This window comes from Gammaproteobacteria bacterium, assembly GCA_029882975.1.
Lineage (GTDB): Bacteria > Pseudomonadota > Gammaproteobacteria > SZUA-152 > SZUA-152 > JAJDNG01.
The window spans coordinates 128,468-145,829 of the sequence record JAOUJW010000009.1 but is presented as its reverse complement, the minus strand read 5'-3'; the positions used below and the strand labels follow the sequence as shown (position 1 = coordinate 145,829).

The 17,362-nt window shown below is 47.4% G+C and carries 15 protein-coding genes and 1 tRNA gene; 8 read left to right on the top strand and 8 right to left on the bottom strand.

From position 1 onward, the window contains the following. Nucleotides 1-224: 224 nt before the first annotated feature. The 3 genes from OEY58_09105 to OEY58_09095 form a co-directional block, all read right to left on the bottom strand. Nucleotides 225-389, bottom strand: coding sequence for a hypothetical protein (locus OEY58_09105; GenBank protein MDH5325603.1), 165 nt, complete (start codon nt 387-389; stop codon nt 225-227). 43 nt (nt 390-432) lie between these two features. Then, complete coding sequence (locus OEY58_09100; protein ID MDH5325602.1) at nt 433-1,998, bottom strand: anti-phage dCTP deaminase; 1,566 nt, start codon at nt 1,996-1,998, stop codon at nt 433-435. Between the two features lie 345 nt (nt 1,999-2,343). Next, nucleotides 2,344-2,419 (bottom strand) — tRNA-Phe (locus OEY58_09095). Nucleotides 2,420-2,782: 363 nt separating this feature from the next. Between OEY58_09095 and OEY58_09090 the strand changes: the two genes are divergently transcribed. Then, nucleotides 2,783-3,607 carry a rhodanese-like domain-containing protein gene (locus OEY58_09090; GenBank protein MDH5325601.1) on the top strand — a complete coding sequence of 275 codons (825 nt, stop codon included), beginning with the start codon at nt 2,783-2,785 and terminating at the stop codon, nt 3,605-3,607. Nucleotides 3,608-3,787: 180 nt separating this feature from the next. Next, entirely contained in the window at nt 3,788-4,585 is a 798-nt protein-coding gene (locus tag OEY58_09085; protein ID MDH5325600.1) for a rhodanese-like domain-containing protein, read from the top strand. Between the two features lies 1 nt (nt 4,586). On the opposite strand, the gene OEY58_09080 is transcribed toward OEY58_09085, so the two are convergent. Further along, nucleotides 4,587-5,693 carry a DUF2333 family protein gene (locus OEY58_09080; protein ID MDH5325599.1) on the bottom strand — a complete coding sequence of 369 codons (1,107 nt, stop codon included), beginning with the start codon at nt 5,691-5,693 and terminating at the stop codon, nt 4,587-4,589. Between the two features lie 139 nt (nt 5,694-5,832). On the opposite strand from OEY58_09080, the gene OEY58_09075 reads away from it, so the two are divergent. Then, nucleotides 5,833-7,977: an ATP-binding protein gene (locus OEY58_09075; protein MDH5325598.1), complete on the top strand. Its 2,145-nt coding sequence runs from the start codon at nt 5,833-5,835 to the stop codon at nt 7,975-7,977. 14 nt (nt 7,978-7,991) lie between these two features. On the opposite strand, the gene OEY58_09070 is transcribed toward OEY58_09075, so the two are convergent. Genes OEY58_09070 through OEY58_09060 form a run of 3 tightly spaced genes read right to left on the bottom strand, consistent with a single transcriptional unit; the run spans nt 7,992 to nt 10,344 of the window. Continuing rightward, nucleotides 7,992-8,885, bottom strand: a complete 894-nt coding sequence (locus OEY58_09070; GenBank protein MDH5325597.1) for an FAD:protein FMN transferase — start codon at nt 8,883-8,885, stop codon at nt 7,992-7,994. Nucleotides 8,886-8,887: 2 nt separating this feature from the next. Continuing rightward, nucleotides 8,888-10,156 (bottom strand): DUF3570 domain-containing protein, encoded by a 1,269-nt coding sequence (locus OEY58_09065; protein MDH5325596.1) that lies wholly within the window; start codon nt 10,154-10,156, stop codon nt 8,888-8,890. Then, a complete protein-coding gene (locus OEY58_09060) occupies nt 10,147-10,344 on the bottom strand; it encodes a DUF4266 domain-containing protein (GenBank protein ID MDH5325595.1) in 198 nt (65 codons plus the stop codon). Before OEY58_09060 ends, OEY58_09065 begins: the two co-directional genes overlap by 10 nt. A 204-nt stretch (nt 10,345-10,548) precedes the next feature. On the opposite strand from OEY58_09060, the gene OEY58_09055 reads away from it, so the two are divergent. Continuing rightward, on the top strand, nt 10,549-11,202 hold the full coding sequence (locus OEY58_09055; GenBank protein ID MDH5325594.1) for a response regulator: 654 nt from the start codon (nt 10,549-10,551) through the stop codon (nt 11,200-11,202). Continuing rightward, on the top strand, nt 11,199-12,590 hold the full coding sequence (locus OEY58_09050) for an ATP-binding protein (protein ID MDH5325593.1): 1,392 nt from the start codon (nt 11,199-11,201) through the stop codon (nt 12,588-12,590). Before OEY58_09055 ends, OEY58_09050 begins: the two co-directional genes overlap by 4 nt. A gap of 9 nt (nt 12,591-12,599) precedes the next feature. Here OEY58_09050 and OEY58_09045 read toward each other — a convergent pair whose 3' ends face one another. Beyond that, a complete protein-coding gene (locus tag OEY58_09045; GenBank protein ID MDH5325592.1) occupies nt 12,600-14,360 on the bottom strand; it encodes a BamA/TamA family outer membrane protein in 1,761 nt (586 codons plus the stop codon). Between the two features lie 289 nt (nt 14,361-14,649). Here OEY58_09045 and purT point away from each other — a divergent pair, with 289 nt between their 5' ends. The 3 genes from purT to OEY58_09030 are packed head-to-tail and all read left to right on the top strand — an operon-like array spanning nt 14,650 to nt 17,359. Next, entirely contained in the window at nt 14,650-15,852 is a 1,203-nt protein-coding gene (gene purT / locus OEY58_09040) for a formate-dependent phosphoribosylglycinamide formyltransferase (GenBank protein MDH5325591.1), read from the top strand. Between the two features lie 24 nt (nt 15,853-15,876). Further along, nucleotides 15,877-16,572, top strand: coding sequence for a DsbA family protein (locus OEY58_09035; GenBank protein MDH5325590.1), 696 nt, complete (start codon nt 15,877-15,879; stop codon nt 16,570-16,572). 52 nt (nt 16,573-16,624) lie between these two features. Beyond that, complete coding sequence (locus OEY58_09030) at nt 16,625-17,359, top strand: molecular chaperone DnaJ (protein MDH5325589.1); 735 nt, start codon at nt 16,625-16,627, stop codon at nt 17,357-17,359. The last annotated feature ends 3 nt before the right edge of the window (nt 17,360-17,362 follow it).

Genomic DNA, 17,362 nt, shown 5'->3' with positions numbered 1-17,362 from the left:
TCTGGAGGATTATGAACGACTGCTACCATGGAATGTGGAACTGTCCGTATTACAAGGAATGCTCAAGGCCTCAGCCACTAACGCAGTTGAGTAGTTTGTGCAATACTGACCGTCTTTGATCGCTTACATCTTTAGGAGCTAACAAAATTACATACTTAGATTTCGAGAATTGAACAAAAAAAGAGCGACAAGTGTCGCTCTTTTTTACACATTCCACTTAAAAGTTAACTTACATTTTTTGGCGGTTCTACAACCTTCTTTTCTTGCTTTTCTCTATTTTGGTCAACCGCATTCCTCATTGCATTTTGTTTAGAAGGGCTCCAATTTTCCAATTTTGTCCTAGCTTCTTGAAATTGAATTTGAAGCCAATCTTCCTGGATATTTGACATAATATTTCCCCATTGTTTTAGGTTTCCCTAATTGAAATGTATGCTAAGAAGTACTTGATATCAAGGATTTTTCTGCTTTTGCAAAAAAATTTTCAATTAGAGTGGATTCAATATCCAAGTAAATTGGAAAACGTTCTGATATTCGCAGCTTTGAAGTTTCTGGTTTCCAATCTAATTTATAACCAAATTTATCTTTACGTTTAGTCATTTGAAACAACTCAAAGTATTTCCTAGGTGCTATACCTACAAACGATTCAAACCTAACAGCATCTGTATCTGCATCATCGTCATCGACACAAACAGAGCGCTTATATAATTGTTTCGCCATACTTTTTGGATAAGGTTCAATGTATACAACTCTTTTTATGCCTGCATCAATTATATGGCGTGCACACATATGGCATGGAAATGTAGTGCAATAGAGAGTTGCGCCTTTAATAGGTAATCCCCTTCGGGCACTTTCCATAATTGCGGACATTTCAGCATGAACAATTCTCCCATATTCAATGATGCTCGCAATTCTTGAATCCTTTAATATCCCATCTTTAGATAATACGTTTTCTGCCAGCGAGTTAATTTCGTCACCAGTTTTTTTACTTTTGAGTAAATCTGATGCATTTAATTGGCCAATTATTTCTGTTATAACCTGGTGTTTCATCAGTGTATTTGCATCATGACCTAACTGAAAATCTCTATAATCTTTTTTGTGTTCAATCATATCTTCCCAAACCTTCCCGCCACCAGCTTTAGGTACTTCATTGCATCCACTTGATATGATCTCTGCTTCATTTGTAGCAATTACAGCTCCAACCTGCCTTGCCAAATCTGCTGATCTTAGCGCGGCCGCGTGGGCATGAAACATAGAATATTCATCTGTAGTGGGCGTTATAAAGGGATGGCCAAATAACAATTCAATGAATCTTTTTATTTCATCATTTTGATGATCTTCAGCTACAAAAACGTCTGCGAGAGGAAACGCATCCCTTACATTCTGCCCATATTGTTGGTCTTCTCCTTTTTCATCCCTGTCAATTAGTTTTTTCGCGATTTCATTAAATGAAGCATTTACTCCCCAGTGATGCGACTTTGCAATATTTTTTGCAAGCTTATCTATTCGATTGGATTTTGGAGAATACACGGAAATTAGAAAAAACGATTTGCCGTACAGATCTCTAAGCATTTCGACTTCGTCTGGATGTTTTAGAGAATTAAGAATATAAGCTGTGCCATAACATGGCTCCTCCAATTCACAGCCAATCTCTTTTCTTTTTTCAGCAATTGCACTCAGTGCTAATTGAGCGACGGCACTGCTATCTCCGATTTTCCTTCTTATTAAATCACCCGCATCCATTAGGTTTTTGATGCGCTCTTCCTCATGCGCTAAATCTGCATTGACCAGTTTGCCAACTTCCGGGCTTGTTTTTCCAAACTGTACAATTGTGTTGCTCAATCGGATAATTTCTGGATTGTACCCAACAGCTTTCAGTTCTTTTGATAAGCGAGAGCACACATTTTTTAAATCAGTGCCTACAGCACCAATCACTCCAATAAACAATTCGTTTTTGCTTGTATCTTCGCTTCGTCTCCTCTGTTTCTTAATCTTTGGCATTCTTTCTAACCTTTATTTGTCGTTCTTGATGTTTGGGAAACATACACTTCCGGGTAGATTTAGGATACGACAATTAACACAATTATTGTCGTGAGGGGGATAGTATTGTAAACGCTGTGAAAAAACTATGGATTCCGGTTTTAAATTATCCAATATGGTTTTAATGTTTCGGCGTTAAGGCTAGTTTCTAGGGCTAATCATCTTTGTTTCTGGTTTTACGTGTTGTTACAGGAATTGCAGCAGAGAGAAGAGGTTCTTTTGATCGTATCACCCCTGTAGCATTGAATTTCCGGAAAAACTGGCAACCACAATGATAGCCGTAAACATTTGATATTGTGTGGAAAATGGTGCCCAGGGGCGGAATCGAACCACCGACACGGGGATTTTCAGTCCCCTGCTCTACCGACTGAGCTACCTGGGCGCTAATTTGCGGAACGCGTATTAAACCGATTGAGCCCTCTGGAGTCAAGTGCCGATTTGGACTTTTATCAAGGTGTTGACGGGCTTGAGAAGTAATTTGGCCATTTTCCGGCCAGTTATTATATAATAATTCCAATTTAGAACTTGTTTCCTTTCTTAAAAAGTTCTAACGTGCAATAAAGAATACGCTATCATTGCCCAAGCTGGTTTTATGGTGTGTATTGGCACATAACCCTCGAAAAACTATAAAAAATACCCAAAGAGGGAAGTCGGCCCAGCCGATTTTCCGTGTTCTGAAGACCAGAAGCACGGCTTTGCAGCATTTTGGATAGATCGATCAACTCTCGTTAGGGGGAAGGGTGTTATGTTTAGACATTGTCTATTCAGCAAGCTAGGGCTTTTGATTTTGCTGATGACGTGGGCGGTGCCGTTAGTGGCAGCGCCGGAAAAAGTCGAGTTTCCGGGGCGGGCCCTGTATCCATTGGTTCCGGTGATGGAGCTGGAGGAATTGCAGCGACGTTTCAATGAAGTCATTGTTGTGGATGTGCGTTCCGCCTATGAGTTTGAGACCCTTAGAATCAAGGGTGCTGTTAATATTCCTTTATCTTCACCCACTTATGTAGAACGCATGCGCACTTTAAGGGCCAAAGAAATAAAACCCATTGTGGTTTATTGCAATGGCAAAACCTGCATGAAATCCTACAAAGCTGCTTTAAAGTGTTCCGTAAACAAAATTCAGGACGTGCATGCTTTTGATGCAGGCATTATGGACTGGGCGCGAACCTACCCGGAAAACGCCGTGTTACTGGGTAAAAGTCCGGTGTCCAGAAATAAGCTCATTAGTAAAAATGAGTTTAACCGGCATTTGCTTTCGCCCGATGCTTACGGGGAAGAAGTCGCCAATTCAGGCGCTATTGTCATCGATGTCCGTGATCGCTTTCAGCGAGAAGGTTTGTCATTATTCGTAGGCCGTGAACGCCGCGCCTATTTGGACGACAAACGCAGTCTGGATCGCTATATCGACAAAGCTAAACGGGAAAACAAAACCTTACTGGTCCATGATGCTGCTGGGAAGCAGGTTCGGTGGCTGCAGTATTACCTTAAAGAAAAAGGGGTTAAATCCTATTATTTTATGAAGGGTGGTACGGCAGCTTATTATGACCAACTCAAAAGCGAGTTCGTGCGTTAGTCTAATAGATTGTTTCCACTATAAATGTTGCTTACCTTAAGAAAGCGTTAATGTAGACGCGTAAATTTAAAGATTATTCTACAAAGTTCGTTACAGGGCTATAGAGGGCACGTTTCTTCCTGCCCAAAAATAAAACTTATGCAGTAGTCGCCAACGAATCGAACTAGGTAGGTGGTTTTTATGGTTAAATCATTCATGCTAAGCGTCCTGCTGGGCGTAATGATGTCGCAAACCTGGGCTGCGGACAAAGAATTTCCAGGCCGCGACGTTTTTCCCGAAGTAAAATATATTGAGCTGAAGGATTTGTATACTCAGCGTAAGGACGTCCATATTGTCGATGTGAGATCAACTTACGAGTATCAAACGCTTCGAATCGAAAACGCGATCAATATTCCCTTGGCATCCAAAACCTTTGCAGCGGACATGCAGAAGTTACGTGCGTCCAGCGATAGACCGATTGTGGTTTATTGCAATGGCAAAACCTGCATGAAGTCCTATAAGGCGGCGCGAAAAGCCAAGAACGCAAAAATAGATAATGTGGTGGCATATGATGCCGGTGTACTGGACTGGGCCAAGGCGTATCCCAAAAACACTATGCTGATCAGCAAAACGTTGAGGGACCCCAATTTGTTAATCAGCAAAACCGAATTTGAGAAACATTCTCTGACCCCGGATCAATTTGGTGAGCGCCTGGCTTCAACGGAAGACATTGTGTTGGATGTGAGGGATCGATTTCAACGTGAGGCCCTGTCTATTTTTGTAGGCCGTGAATATCGAGTGTTTCTGGACGATACCAAGAAGCTGGATCGATACATTAAGAAAGCCAAGCGCGAAGGCAAAGGCCTGCTGATCTATGATGCCGCGGGTAAGCAAGTACGTTGGTTACAGTATCACCTTAAAGAAATGGGTGTTACGGATTACCACTTTATGAAAGGCGGCATCCACGCTTATTTTAAGGAAATGAAGAACGGTAACTAAGTTAGCCGGTCGTCAGTAAATTTCGCAAATCAATGATGGCGGAATTGGCGGGCGAAATGTAACTGACCAGGGCCTTGGAATAATTGGCCATCCAGCCCATGGGGTCTCCGTTGAGCACCATGGGGCTGGACGGTTGGGCTTGTGCCTGCTCCAGCAGGCGAATCACTTGTTGCAAACTGGCCACGGCATTTTTTTTCTGTAACACTTTTTCAAAGTCCACTTCCACCGCTCTGAGAATGTTCAGCAAACCCCAAACATAACCACGAGCTTCATAAAACACATCATCAATTTCCATCCAAGGCGTTTTGGCGATTACCAGGCCGGGTGCCTGGGTGGATTGCTCGGCGGCGCTGTCGCCGGCCAGGTCCGTGTTAACCCGCAGCTCTTCCACACTGGCATTGAGGCGTTGAGATAGATTGCCCAAACGCTTTTCAATGATAGCCAGCAGTTCATTCAGATTGTCAGCTCGGGTAAAAAATTGGGTATTGGGATCCGACTGGGAGGCCAGATTGTGTAAATATTTTTGTAGAAATTCCACACCTTTACCGTATTCGCTTTCAGTGGGCGGGAATAACCAGGAATCATTGGCGAAATTGAATTTCGGTTCCGCCTGGGCTAGAAATTCATTTTCCAGAGATTGCGATTGAGAGCGGGAAAAATCATTGCGTAACACCCTGGATGTATCTCGAACCATAGTCACTACGCCGAATTCCCAATTGGGAATGTTGTCCAGCATAGGAAAAGCACCAAAAAAGGAAGCGGGAGGAAGCTTGTCGTTACTCAAATAACCACCCGGTTTGCTCAGCAGAGTATCGGCCACCTGGATGAGTGTGGCGGTGGTGGTAAAACCGGGGACAATTTTGGCTTTGTCACCTTGAGCCGCATCCAAGGCTACCGTGCGGGTGTTTAGATTGTCCGGTTCACGGCTCCAATACACGCCCAAAAAGAACAGTGCTACGACAATGGTCAGAGAAAACAGAGCGCCGGCCCATATCCAGCCTTTCTCCTTCAGGGTGCTGGGTGAGTACAGGCTTAGGAAGCGTTGCCCGAATTGAGAGATTTTTTTCAGAAATTCTGCGACCTTGCCGCTGATGTTGTTGGTGTCCATTGGCCATCCTTTTTTATTCTAATGGGGCCTCCGAATCCGCTTTTAAAGGCAGCTTAATAAAGATGTTCCTGGTAACTGTCGATAGGTATAAAGCTGTTTTTTCTCAAATACTTCTGTTTTTTCGAAATTTCAATAAGTTATGGATGCCGGTCAAAAACATTTAGGGCAAATACTGCGACTGGGGTTCGGGCTAATCCTGGTCCTGAACCTGATGCTGGGTATTGTTGGCTTAAGCCAATTACACCGGGTGCGAGCCGGTATGGCTGAAGTTGTCGAGGTCAATAATGCCAAAATGGAATACGCCTATGCCATGCGCGATGCCATCCGACTGCGTGCTCTATCGACGACAAAAATATTGGCCACAGAGGACTATTTTGAGCGTGACGAAGAGCTTATCAAGTTTTACGGCTACGCGGCCCAATACCGCGATGCTCGGGATAAGTTGGTCATGTTGGGTTTGAACCCGGAAGAAGCGGAGCTACATCAGCAGTTAACGGAGCGTACTCGCAAAGCCCAGCCGTTGAATCGTGCCGCTGCTGAAATGTTGCAGCAGGATGTCAGCGAGGCCGAATACCGTGATACCCTCAAAGCCGCTAGAGTGGAGCAGGACAAAGTACTGGCCTTATTGGAGCGCGCTATCGCGTTGGAAAAACGATTTACTGAGGAAGCGCTGCGTACCGCCAGGCACCAATCCAATCTCACAATCGGAATATTGTTATTAGCCGGTTTGTTTATCATTTTACTGGAAGCCTATGTGGCCAAGGTGGTGATCCGGTTTGTGAGCCAAAAAAACCGGGATTTGGCTATGAAGAATGAAGAATTGGCTTACGCCTCCATTCGAGCGGACGAAGCCACTCGTGCAAAAACGGAGTTTTTGGCCAACATGAGCCATGAGATTCGCACACCCTTGACAACCATTATTGGTTTCTCCGATACGCTGGCCAATTTGCAGTTAAGCCGGGATGAGCAGCAAATCGCAGTGGATTCCATTCACCAGAGCAGTTTGCACTTATTTGATATCATTAATGACATATTGGATATCAGTAAAATAGAAATTGGTAGCATAGATTACGAGATTCTCGACGTCAGTCCGGTGAAAGTCGTTGACGATGTGTTGGGAATCATCGGAGAAAAAGCCCGTAGCGAGGGTTTAGCACTGACCACCCGCTTTGAATTTCCCTTACCGCGCTTTATTAAAACAGATCCCACCCGCTTAAAACAGATCTTGCTGAATTTGTGCAGCAACGCTTTGAAATTCACCCATCGGGGTGGGATCACGATAACCGTTGTTTATCTCAGCGAGCCGCACAAGATTCAATTTAAGGTTGCAGATACCGGCATAGGCATGAGCGCTGAACAAATGGGGGGGATTTTTAAGGTGTTTCAACAGGCCGATAGTTCCACCACACGGCGTTATGGCGGTACCGGTTTGGGTTTGGCCATCTCCCGACAAATTGCCCGCGATTTAGGGGGTGACATAAGTTGCCAAAGCGAAATTCACCGCGGTTCGGTTTTTGAAGTCACCATAGATACCGGCTTGGAGCACGCAGAACTTATTTATGAAGATGAGGACCGTTCCGGGATACTGGGCCCAACCCGGGTTTCACGGTCTTTTAACGCCAAGGTATTGTTGGCGGAAGACAGCAGTGATATTCAGGCTTTGATTCGTATGTATCTAAAACGTATGGGGATTACCCCCACAATCGTAGGTGATGGTGCTCAGGCATGTGATGCGGCATTGCGCCGGGACTTTGACTTGATCCTTATGGATATGCACATGCCCCAGGTTGATGGACTACAGGCTATTCGTCAATTGCGGGCTAAAGGTTATAAGAAGCCAATCATTGTATTATCCGCCAATGCCTTAAAACAAAATCGTTCCGATTGTTTGCAGGCCGGAGCCCAGGAATATTTAACCAAACCCGTGGATTTAGAGCAATTGCAACAGGCTTTGAGCGAATTCTTGCCCCATACAGTGCCAAACGTTATTGCGGTAGAGAATGAAAGGGATGATGAATTTGAAGCGTTGGTGCAAGAGTTCCTGGGTAATCTCACTACCGCGATAGAGGAGTTGCAGCATTGTGCACGTGATCAAGACTTTGCCACCTTAAGAGCTAAGGCGCATAAGCTTAAAGGTGCCGGTGGTTCCTTTGGATTTCCTCAGTTGTCACATTTTGCCAAAGACCTGATGCAGGCGGTGGATAATCACCAGGTGGATCATATAGCGCAGTTATTGCAGCAATTACAGCAATACGGTTCGAACCTGGTGCGGCAGGCTGGATAAGCTGGGCCTGGCGTTTAGCGCAAACACCAATATTGGACTTGTTGTGCGGATAGAAAACTTTCGGCCTGTTCGCCTTGTAGCATGGCAAGAGTGGATAGAACGCCGGCTTGGGAACACGTGGGTGCCGCGACCGTGATGCTGCGCGGGGCTTGCGTTTCAGGCCAACCGGTTTTCGGGTTGAGGATATGACCGTAGCGAACGCCGTTTTTAAGTACATAGCGGCGCACATCGCCGCTGGTGGCTACTGCGCCCTGAGTTAAGCGGATTTGTTTTAAAGCGGTATTCCCGGCTTGACCCGGGGTACTTGGATTTTCCACACCGACACACCAGGCATTGCGCTTGTGTCGACCGGTGGTGATGGCAATGTCGCCCCCAAAGTTGACCAGGCAGCTAATGGAGGTGGATTGGCGCAGTTGTTGTACACAATGGTCCACGGCATACTCTTTTCCAATACCGCCCAGGTCGATTTGCGTGCCGGGAGGCAGACGGATCAAGGGATTGTCCCAGTGCACCTTTTCCCAACCCACGTATTGTAAACATTGTCGTATTTGTTCCCGGGTCGGAACGCGGTCGCTGCTGTCAAAATGCCAAACGTTACTCAACGTACCGGCGCTGATATCAAACAGGCCCTCGCTCAATTCGTAACACTCTTGTGCATAGTTGAGCAGTCGTGCGGTTTCCGCATCCACACAAATCGCCTGTTTATGGGATTCGTGGTTAATTTGGTACACAATATTGTCTTTCCGGTAGCGGCTGAATTTGGCTTCGATTCGCCGGGCTTCTTGAGTAACGGTGCGCAGTAAAGCCTGGGCCAGGCCGTGGTCCTCGGTTTCCATAAGCACCTCGCAGGGACTGCCCATGGCGTGAAACCATCCTCTGAAATAACCGGGTTGACGTTTTAGGTTCATGTTCAGAATGTGAAAGAATATCCCAGCTGAAATATCCAGGTTTCCACGGTCGGGAAAAGATTCTGGTCCCTGATTTTGCCAAAGGCGGCATTGGGTTGGCCTTCACCGGATTGAAGGTACTTCTCCAGACGTATACTGAATTCGCTCAGCGGTTTGACCTCAATTCCGTACAATAAACCAAACGTGCGGCCACTCATGGCATTTAAACGGTAGTCGGCACTGGCATATTGGGGATTGTCTGAGTCGCGTAGAAAATAGCGGTGGAAGCGGGCTGCGTTTTGTTGATAGTAGCGCAGATGTGGCTGTAAAAAATGACCGTGACCTATTTCGTAGCGGTACCGAAATTCTGTTGTATGGGACTTAATATCCCAATCATCTTTGTAATAACGGTAACTGAAGCGAATGACATCCGTGTTCAGTTGGTGGATGTAGTTGCCGTATACAACCCGTTTGTGGCGTTTGTCCGGTCGGTTTTCAAAGACATACCCGGTGGTGTTGGCACTAAGATCCACTACACTGAGTATTTTGTAGGGGTCGGTCATATAACCGCGGGAGTTGCCGAAACCGACATTGAGCTGTACCAGGGTGCGGCGGTCTATGATTTGACTCAGCCCCAGAAACACGTCTTTGATGGTTTTTGATTGTTGACCGGGCAGTTGGGATTTGGCCGTGGCTGTGGTGCTCGGCATCGCACTCAGACCTACCGGGGCGCCGCCGATGGGTTTACTGTAATCTTTGCCATAGCTAAAAGCCGCAGTCACCGTCGTGTTGCGATTATTAAAATCCTGAGATAGGTTCGCGGCAAGGCTATATGCCATGTAGTCATACTCACGGGAAAAGCTCGCGCTCCATAGAGTTTTGCTTAAAGCGGCAAATGGTGTTTCCCAGGACAGATCCAGGGCACCGCGAATATCCGAAAAAGAGTGGTCTAACGGCAGTTGATGGGCGGCACTGGTATACGTTCCTTCGCCCGAAGGGGTGGTAAACGTTTGGGGAGTGTCCGTGGGGATGGCGCCATTGGCCGAGGCTCCGGTAAGTGAATCCAGTACCACACGGAGGTTGATAATATTATCATCGGCTACTTCCTTACGCAGATTAACAACCGGTTCATATACGGTGACGCGCCCGGATTCCGTATAGTACAAAAACGCGCTGTCAATTTCCCAGGGAGCTGCCTCGGTGGCTTCTACAGCTTGCAATGTGTTGGCGCCAAGCAGAGCGCACGTGGCTTTGGCCAATTGCCCACTGATGCGAGCTGGTTTCAATTGCACCCACAGCCTCCGCCGCCAACACCTGTACCTCCGTTAGAGGCTTCTTTACTAAAATATATATGCTCATCCAAAAAAACTTCCAAAGGAGCGGCATTGAGCTGCATTTTTTTCTGCGCCAGGATATCTTTTTCCCACGGTTTGACGTTTTCAATGCAAGCACTGCATAGAGTGAAGCACAGTAGAACCATGTAGCGCATAAGGCGGTTTTTCCTTAAGACATTCTTAAAATGAAAAATAATCGAGTGAGCCAATGAGTTTATTATAATACAATCAGCTTTTTGGTGGTATTTGACCTGTTTGCCCCTCCTGGTTCTGCTGCGTCGTTTCGTGTTTTTATAAAACTCAATGAAATACAGATGACTAAGTCGGGTGTAAAGGTCTGAAGTATTGTAATGCGTGTATTGTTAATAGAAGATGATGAACTGCTTGGAGAAGCTCTAAAGTCGGGCTTAAAGCAGGAAGGTTATACCCTGGATTGGTTGAAAGACGGGATCAGTGGCGAAAACGCCCTAAAAGATAACGCCTTTGACCTTGTGGTGCTGGATATTGGCCTACCGAAAAAGTCGGGATTGGATGTGCTCAAAAGTATTCGCAACGGTGGCAGCGATATTCCCGTGTTGATGCTGACGGCCCGAGACAGCGTCAAAGATCGCGTCATGGGGTTGGACAGCGGTGCCGATGACTATTTGGTAAAACCCTTCGATCTCGAAGAGCTTTGTGCCCGTTTGCGAGTTTTACAGCGTCGCCATGCCGGTCGTTCAGAACCCCTGCTCACCCATCGTAATGTGGCTTTAGACCCGGCTGCACACCGGGTGCTGTTGAATAATGAGCCGGTGAGTCTGTCGGTACGTGAGTTTGCCCTGTTGCAGCATTTGATGGAAAACATCGGTCGGGTGATACCCCGGGTTCGTTTGGAAGAAAAACTTTACGGCTGGGATTCCGAAGTGGAAAGCAACTCACTAGAAGTGTTTATTCATCACTTGCGCAAGAAACTCGGTACAGATTTGATTCGCACCGTGCGGGGTGTGGGGTATATGATTGAGTGATTACCTCAATACGTTCGCGATTACTGATCACGCTGTTGATTACGATTATCTCTGTCAGTTCGATTACGCTGACTCTCAGCTACTTTGATGCTAACAATGAAGTCCAGGAATTGTTTGATGCCCAATTAGCGCAGACCGCCCGGGTGTTACAGGTTTTGTTGTTGCCTGAAGTACTGCAAGGAAAAAACGAGGTATTGCAACGGATGTTGCAACAAGCGGACGTTGCGGACTATGAAGAAGGCAGCCCGTTTGGACATGCTTATGAACTCAAAATCGCCTTTCAGTTGTGGAACCGATCGGGAGAGCGTTTACTCAAATCAGCCAGTGCGCCGAAACAGGATATGTTTAATCAGGGTTTTTCCAACCAAACACGTGGTTACGCCGACGTGGAGTTGGACGGCAGCATATGGCGTGTTTTTAACCTTTGGGACGAAAGCGGTACCTATCTGGTGCAGACAGCGGAGCGTTACGATATCCGTAATGAATTGGTAGCGGACATTAGTGATCGTTTGGTGACCCCGGCGTTGATTTCACTGCCCGTCATAGGATTAATGATCTGGCTAGGCATTGGGCGCGGTTTGGCGCCACTGAAAAAAGTGGCAGCGGAGGTCACTCAACGCGACCCTTCACATCTGCAACCCATGGAGACAAGTAAAATCCCCGGAGAAATCGTCCCCTTAGTGACAGAACTTAATACGCTGTTCATCCAAGTGCAGCAGGCATTCGAAAAAGAACGCCGCTTTACCGATGACGCCGCGCACGAACTACGCACACCGTTGGCATCCTTAAAAACCCAAGTGCAGGTTGCGTTGCGAGCTACGCAGGATCAAGAACGAGTAACGGCTCTACAGCAGCTATTAAGCGGGGTGGATCGCGCCGGCCATTTGGTAGAACAAATGCTCACACTGGCGCGGCTGAATCCGGAAAATATTCCCTTGGAAAAACAAAGCATTAATCTCCACAATCTGTGTGCTGAGGTCATCGCTCAATTGGCACCTAAGGCGTTTCGAAAGGGTATCAATATTTCCTTGGGCGGCGATGAGCAAATCTTGGTTCAAGGAGATGAAATCAGTTTTTCCATACTGGTGAATAATCTGGTCGATAACGCTATCCGTTATACGCCGGAAGATGGCGATGTTCACGTACAGTTGGAGCGTGGCCGACAGGGAGTTCGGTTAATGGTGGAAGATAACGGGCCAGGCATACCCGACGAGCTGAGAATCCGAGTATTTGATAGATTTTACCGAGCCTTGGGTACAGAAGCATCGGGCTGCGGTTTGGGTTTGGCTATCGTCAAACAAATTTCCGAACTGTACGGTATTGGGGTGGAATTGCATAATCGCAGGGATAGCCAAGGGTTACAGGCGTTGTTGACCTTTAGGGTTTAGTCCCTGGTGTTAAAAATGGGTGTAGGTGCTGACCAGGAATTGCCTGCGCTCAATGGAAGGATCCCCGTCCAGGGGAAAGGCCAAGTCCAGATGAAGGATCTTACCGCGACCGGAGCGGCTGGATGCCAAGCGCAGCCCAATCCCGGCATCTTTTAACACATCACTCCAATCAGTAGAGCCGGTATTCCACGCGTAACCCACATCAAAAAACACCAAACCACCCACATGGAACAACTGCCACAAGTGGACATTGGAATAAAAGCGGCTTTCCAAATTAAGCAGTAATTTACGATTACCGCTTTGGTAGTTGCTGGGATACCCTCGCAGACCTTTATCACCACCGAGTAACAATTGGGTTTCTCGGTCCAGATTGTACCCCAGTTCCAGTTCCAGATTGGCATATAAGGTCTGATGTTCCTGCAACGGCAGAAAGTAACGGCTGCGACCGATGACGGTCGCGTTTTCCGATTTGTGATTGCCCATCCTGCCGGTGCTTTCCACGCTAAAAGAGGCTATGTTTTGGCTGAAAAATCGAAAGGTGCTGCCTGTGTTGGCTTCCCAAAGAAGCGCGCTGCGATCGCTGCCGAATTCGGGGTGAGCCATGCCCAGGCGTAGTCGATATTGTGTTCCCAGGTTTAAATCTTCGGTTCGAGCGATGTGATCAATGCGGGTCATTTTAATAAATCGGTTTTCCAAGCTCTGGGTTTCAAACCATGGGTAAGATAAGGTTTTGTCAGAGGGAATGAGGGTGGCATCCATAGTTTCTATCGTGCGCCGAAAAATATTTCGGCTATAGTGAAAACCATAGCGCCAGCGCAGTGCCTTGTTGTTCTTGAGCCCGGAGGAAAACCCTCCAAAAATTTCCAGATCTTCTTCGGTTTGTTTGTAAGCATTGATGATCATGCCGTTTTCATACAAACGTTCATCCCGAGTGAAGGATACCGCTTGCAGGCTAATGGCACGGCGTGAATCGAGAGAATAAAAGGGTCGTGTGAGAATGAACTCGGATTTTTCACCGTCACTGTTGTTGGTAAAATTGATACGAAACTCCAGATGCCTTAGACCCAACGCCGGATCGTAGTATTCAAACAGAGTCCCGGTACGGTTTTGTTGGAACGAACGTCGAACCTTAAGAGTTTTCCCGACACCAAATAAGTTTCGCTCCTCTAGATCGAAACTGGAGCGATTTTCACCTCCGCTGCGGTTGAAACTGACGCCCCCGGTTAAGGTCCAAGCGTCTTGTGTGGAGACGCGTACGTCAATTTTATCATCGCGCTTACCCAATACGGTGATTGCTGCATCGTACAAATAGGAATTGCCACGCAACAATCGTTCTGTTTCTTGTAATTGGCGCACGGAAAAAGGGTCACCGGTTTTAAACAATAGCAAATTCCTGATGACATGGTCCTTGGTGTTGACGTGTAGAAAATTTACGGTGCGATAAAACCAATGACTTTCTTTAGGATTGGAGGTGTCGAATACATCATTGCTTTGAATCTCAATGTTACCGAACACCGTTGTGTTGCCATCGAGGGTGTCTTGTTCCGCTTGTGGCTGTGTAGGGCTTGGGCTTTCTCGTGGCGGTTTTTGTGTTGACGGTGTTTGGTCTTGTACCGGGGATGCGGGTTTTGATTCTGGGGTGATAGGGGGAGTTGGGGATTGAGTCGACAATTGAGAGGGAGGTGTTGGATTAGGGTGGATCTGCTCGGTAGTCGGTAAGGGTTTGGCTGAGTTTGTATCCGCATTGACCAGAGGGGCCGTGGTACACACAATCAACGCGTAGATGATTACACCACTAGGGGCTTTGAAAACCCACATTAATAAAGTTTGAGGCTGGAATATGTTTGCTCGCACAGTCTTTGTCGGTTCGCAGGGACCAATTTTACAATGGAAAATGAGGTTACCTTTTTTTGCAGTCTAAACCAATAGTAAAATACCTCGTACATGACCTCTGTTATCATTACGGCAGATGTGTCGTAAACTTGAAAAGTTCTAATCAGTAGGGAAAACGGCCGTAAAACGCGCTAAATCGTGCTAAAGTCCAATTGGAGGAGAATTTATGAACATAGGTAGCCCCTTGTCTGCCAACAGCACTAAAGTCATGTTGCTCGGCAGTGGTGAGTTAGGCAAGGAAGTGATCATCGCTTTACAGCGACTCGGCGTTGAAGTCATTGCGGTGGATCGATATGCCAATGCACCGGGTCATCAAGTGGCGCATCGGGCTTATGTTATTGATATGACAAACCCTGCTCAGTTATTGGACTTAATCAAAAAGGAAAGACCCCATTTGGTGGTGCCCGAGATAGAGGCTTTGTCTACTGACACCCTGGCGGAGGTGGAGCAGCAAGGCCTGGCTGTGGTTATTCCCACAGCTCGGGCGGCACAGCTGACGATGAATCGCGAGGGTATTCGTCGCATGGCAGCTGAAGAACTCCATTTGCCCACCTCTGCCTATCGCTTTGCAGACGACTTGGAATCGGTGCGGAAAATTGTTCAAGAACAAATTGTTTGTCCCTGTATTATGAAACCGGTGATGTCTTCGTCCGGAAAAGGCCAGTCAGCTATTAATACACCGGCAGACATCGATAAGGCCTGGGATTATGCCATGAGCGGTGGACGGGTTAACCGCGGCCGGGTAATCATCGAGCAGAAAATCCAATTTGACTATGAAATTACCCTGCTCACGGTGCGCAGTCGGGACGCGTCCGGTAACACAGTTACCCGGTTTTGTGAGCCTATTGGTCATCGTCAGGAGCAGGGCGATTATGTGGAGAGCTGGCAACCTCAAGCCATGAGTGCCGTGGCTTTAACTCGGGCCAAGGAGATTGCAGCAATGGTAACGGACAATCTGGGTGGCTGGGGTTTATTTGGGGTCGAGTTGTTTGTAAAAGGCGATGAGGTTTGGTTTAGTGAAGTCAGCCCCAGGCCCCACGATACCGGTATGGTTACCATGATCACTCAGGCACAAAATGAATTTGAATTACATGCAAGGGCGATTTTGGGATTGCCGGTGGATACCTCCTTGCGCAATCCCGGAGCCAGTGCTGTGATCTACGGGGGTGTGGAGGGGCAAAACCTGGTTTATGCAGGTGTGGCAGAGGCTTTGGCGATTCCCGCTACCGATATTCGTTTGTTTGGGAAGCCGGAATCCTTTATGCGCCGGCGTATGGGCGTGTGTCTGGCCGCGGCAGAGGATACGGACACTGCCAGGCAAAATGCCAAGGAAGCCGCGTCCCGAGTACAGCCCCGTATTGGTCAATAAATTCAATCGGTAGGCCTTTCGACTATGGCTGACAAAAAAGACCTTAAAACCAACAGCAATGATGTGGCCGACTTTTTGGGTAAAGTCGCTGCCTTGCCAGTGGTGAAAAAAGCGGTATCCCGGGGGCGGCTCCTGTTTGCTCTGGATGCTACCGCCAGCCGTGAACCTACCTGGGATCAGGCCTGTCATATTCAGGGGCAAATGTTTACCCAAACACAAGCCCTTGGAGGCTTGGAGGTACAGCTATGTTTTTACAGAGGTTTTTCGGAGTTTCAAGCCAGTGCCTGGTGGCGCGATGGCACGGATTTGTTACGTTGTATGCGCGCTGTTTTTTGTGAAGGTGGCCACACCCAGATTGCCAGAGTGCTGCGCCACACCATCAAAGAAACCGCCAAAAGCAGAGTGAACGCCTTGGTGTTTGTGGGTGACTGTGTTGAGGAGTCTGCCGATGAGCTGTACCAACTGGCCGGCGAACTGGGGTTGCACGGTGTTCCCGTGTTTGTATTTCATGAAGGGAACGATCTGCATGCTGCGCACGTGCTTCGCCAAATTGCGCGATTAAGCCGCGGTGCCTACTGTCCCTTTGACAGCGGAAGCGCTCAACAATTACAACAGTTACTCAGTGCGGTCGCCGTTTATGCAGCGGGTGGTTTTGCCGCGCTGGAAGCGTTTAACCAGCGTCATGGCAGTGATGTGCTGAAATTAGGTCGCAAACCTTGATGGCTGTGACAGTCTATAGCGGAAAATTCCTTGGCTTCAAAAAGGAACAGTCTTGCGAAATTTAATGATTTTACTGGCGGTCTTCGTGTTATTGCTGATCGGGCGCAGTTACTATCGTCGTAATCCGCAGTTAGCTGCACAATGGTTGCGCAAGCTGTTGATCGGCGGCGGTATTGCCATTTTGGTATTGTTGACCTTGCTGGGTAAGCTACCCTGGTTGATTGCTCTTGTGGCAGCGGCTATTCCCGTCTTGTTTCGTTTTATGCCTCTACTGAAATACGTTCCATTGCTGAAACGGTTGTACTATCGCTGGCAGTCGAAGCAGGCCATGGGCGGAGCGGGTAATGCGCAGCGCTCCGGGGTGCAAAGCGCCTACTTTGATATGACTTTGGATCATGCCAGCGGAGAAATGGACGGGGAAATACTCCAGGGTCGCTACCAAGGGCGCTATTTACATCAATTGTCCTTGCAGCAACTCATTGCTTTATTAGGCGAATGCAGCCACGATCGAGATTCTGCCGCTCTGTTACAAGCGTATCTGGATCGTGTCCATGAAAACTGGCGCGAGCAATATCAACACAAGCAGCAACAATCCCCGTCTCAGACGGCGGGTGCCATGACACGAGAGGAAGCTTTGCAAATTCTAGGGGTAGCTGCCGACGCCGGGGAAAAAGAAATAATCGAAGCTCACCGGCGCTTAATGCAAAAAGTGCATCCTGATCGTGGTGGCTCCACGTATTTGGCGGCAAAACTCAATTTGGCGAAGGAATTGTTGCTCAATTCCTAAGCG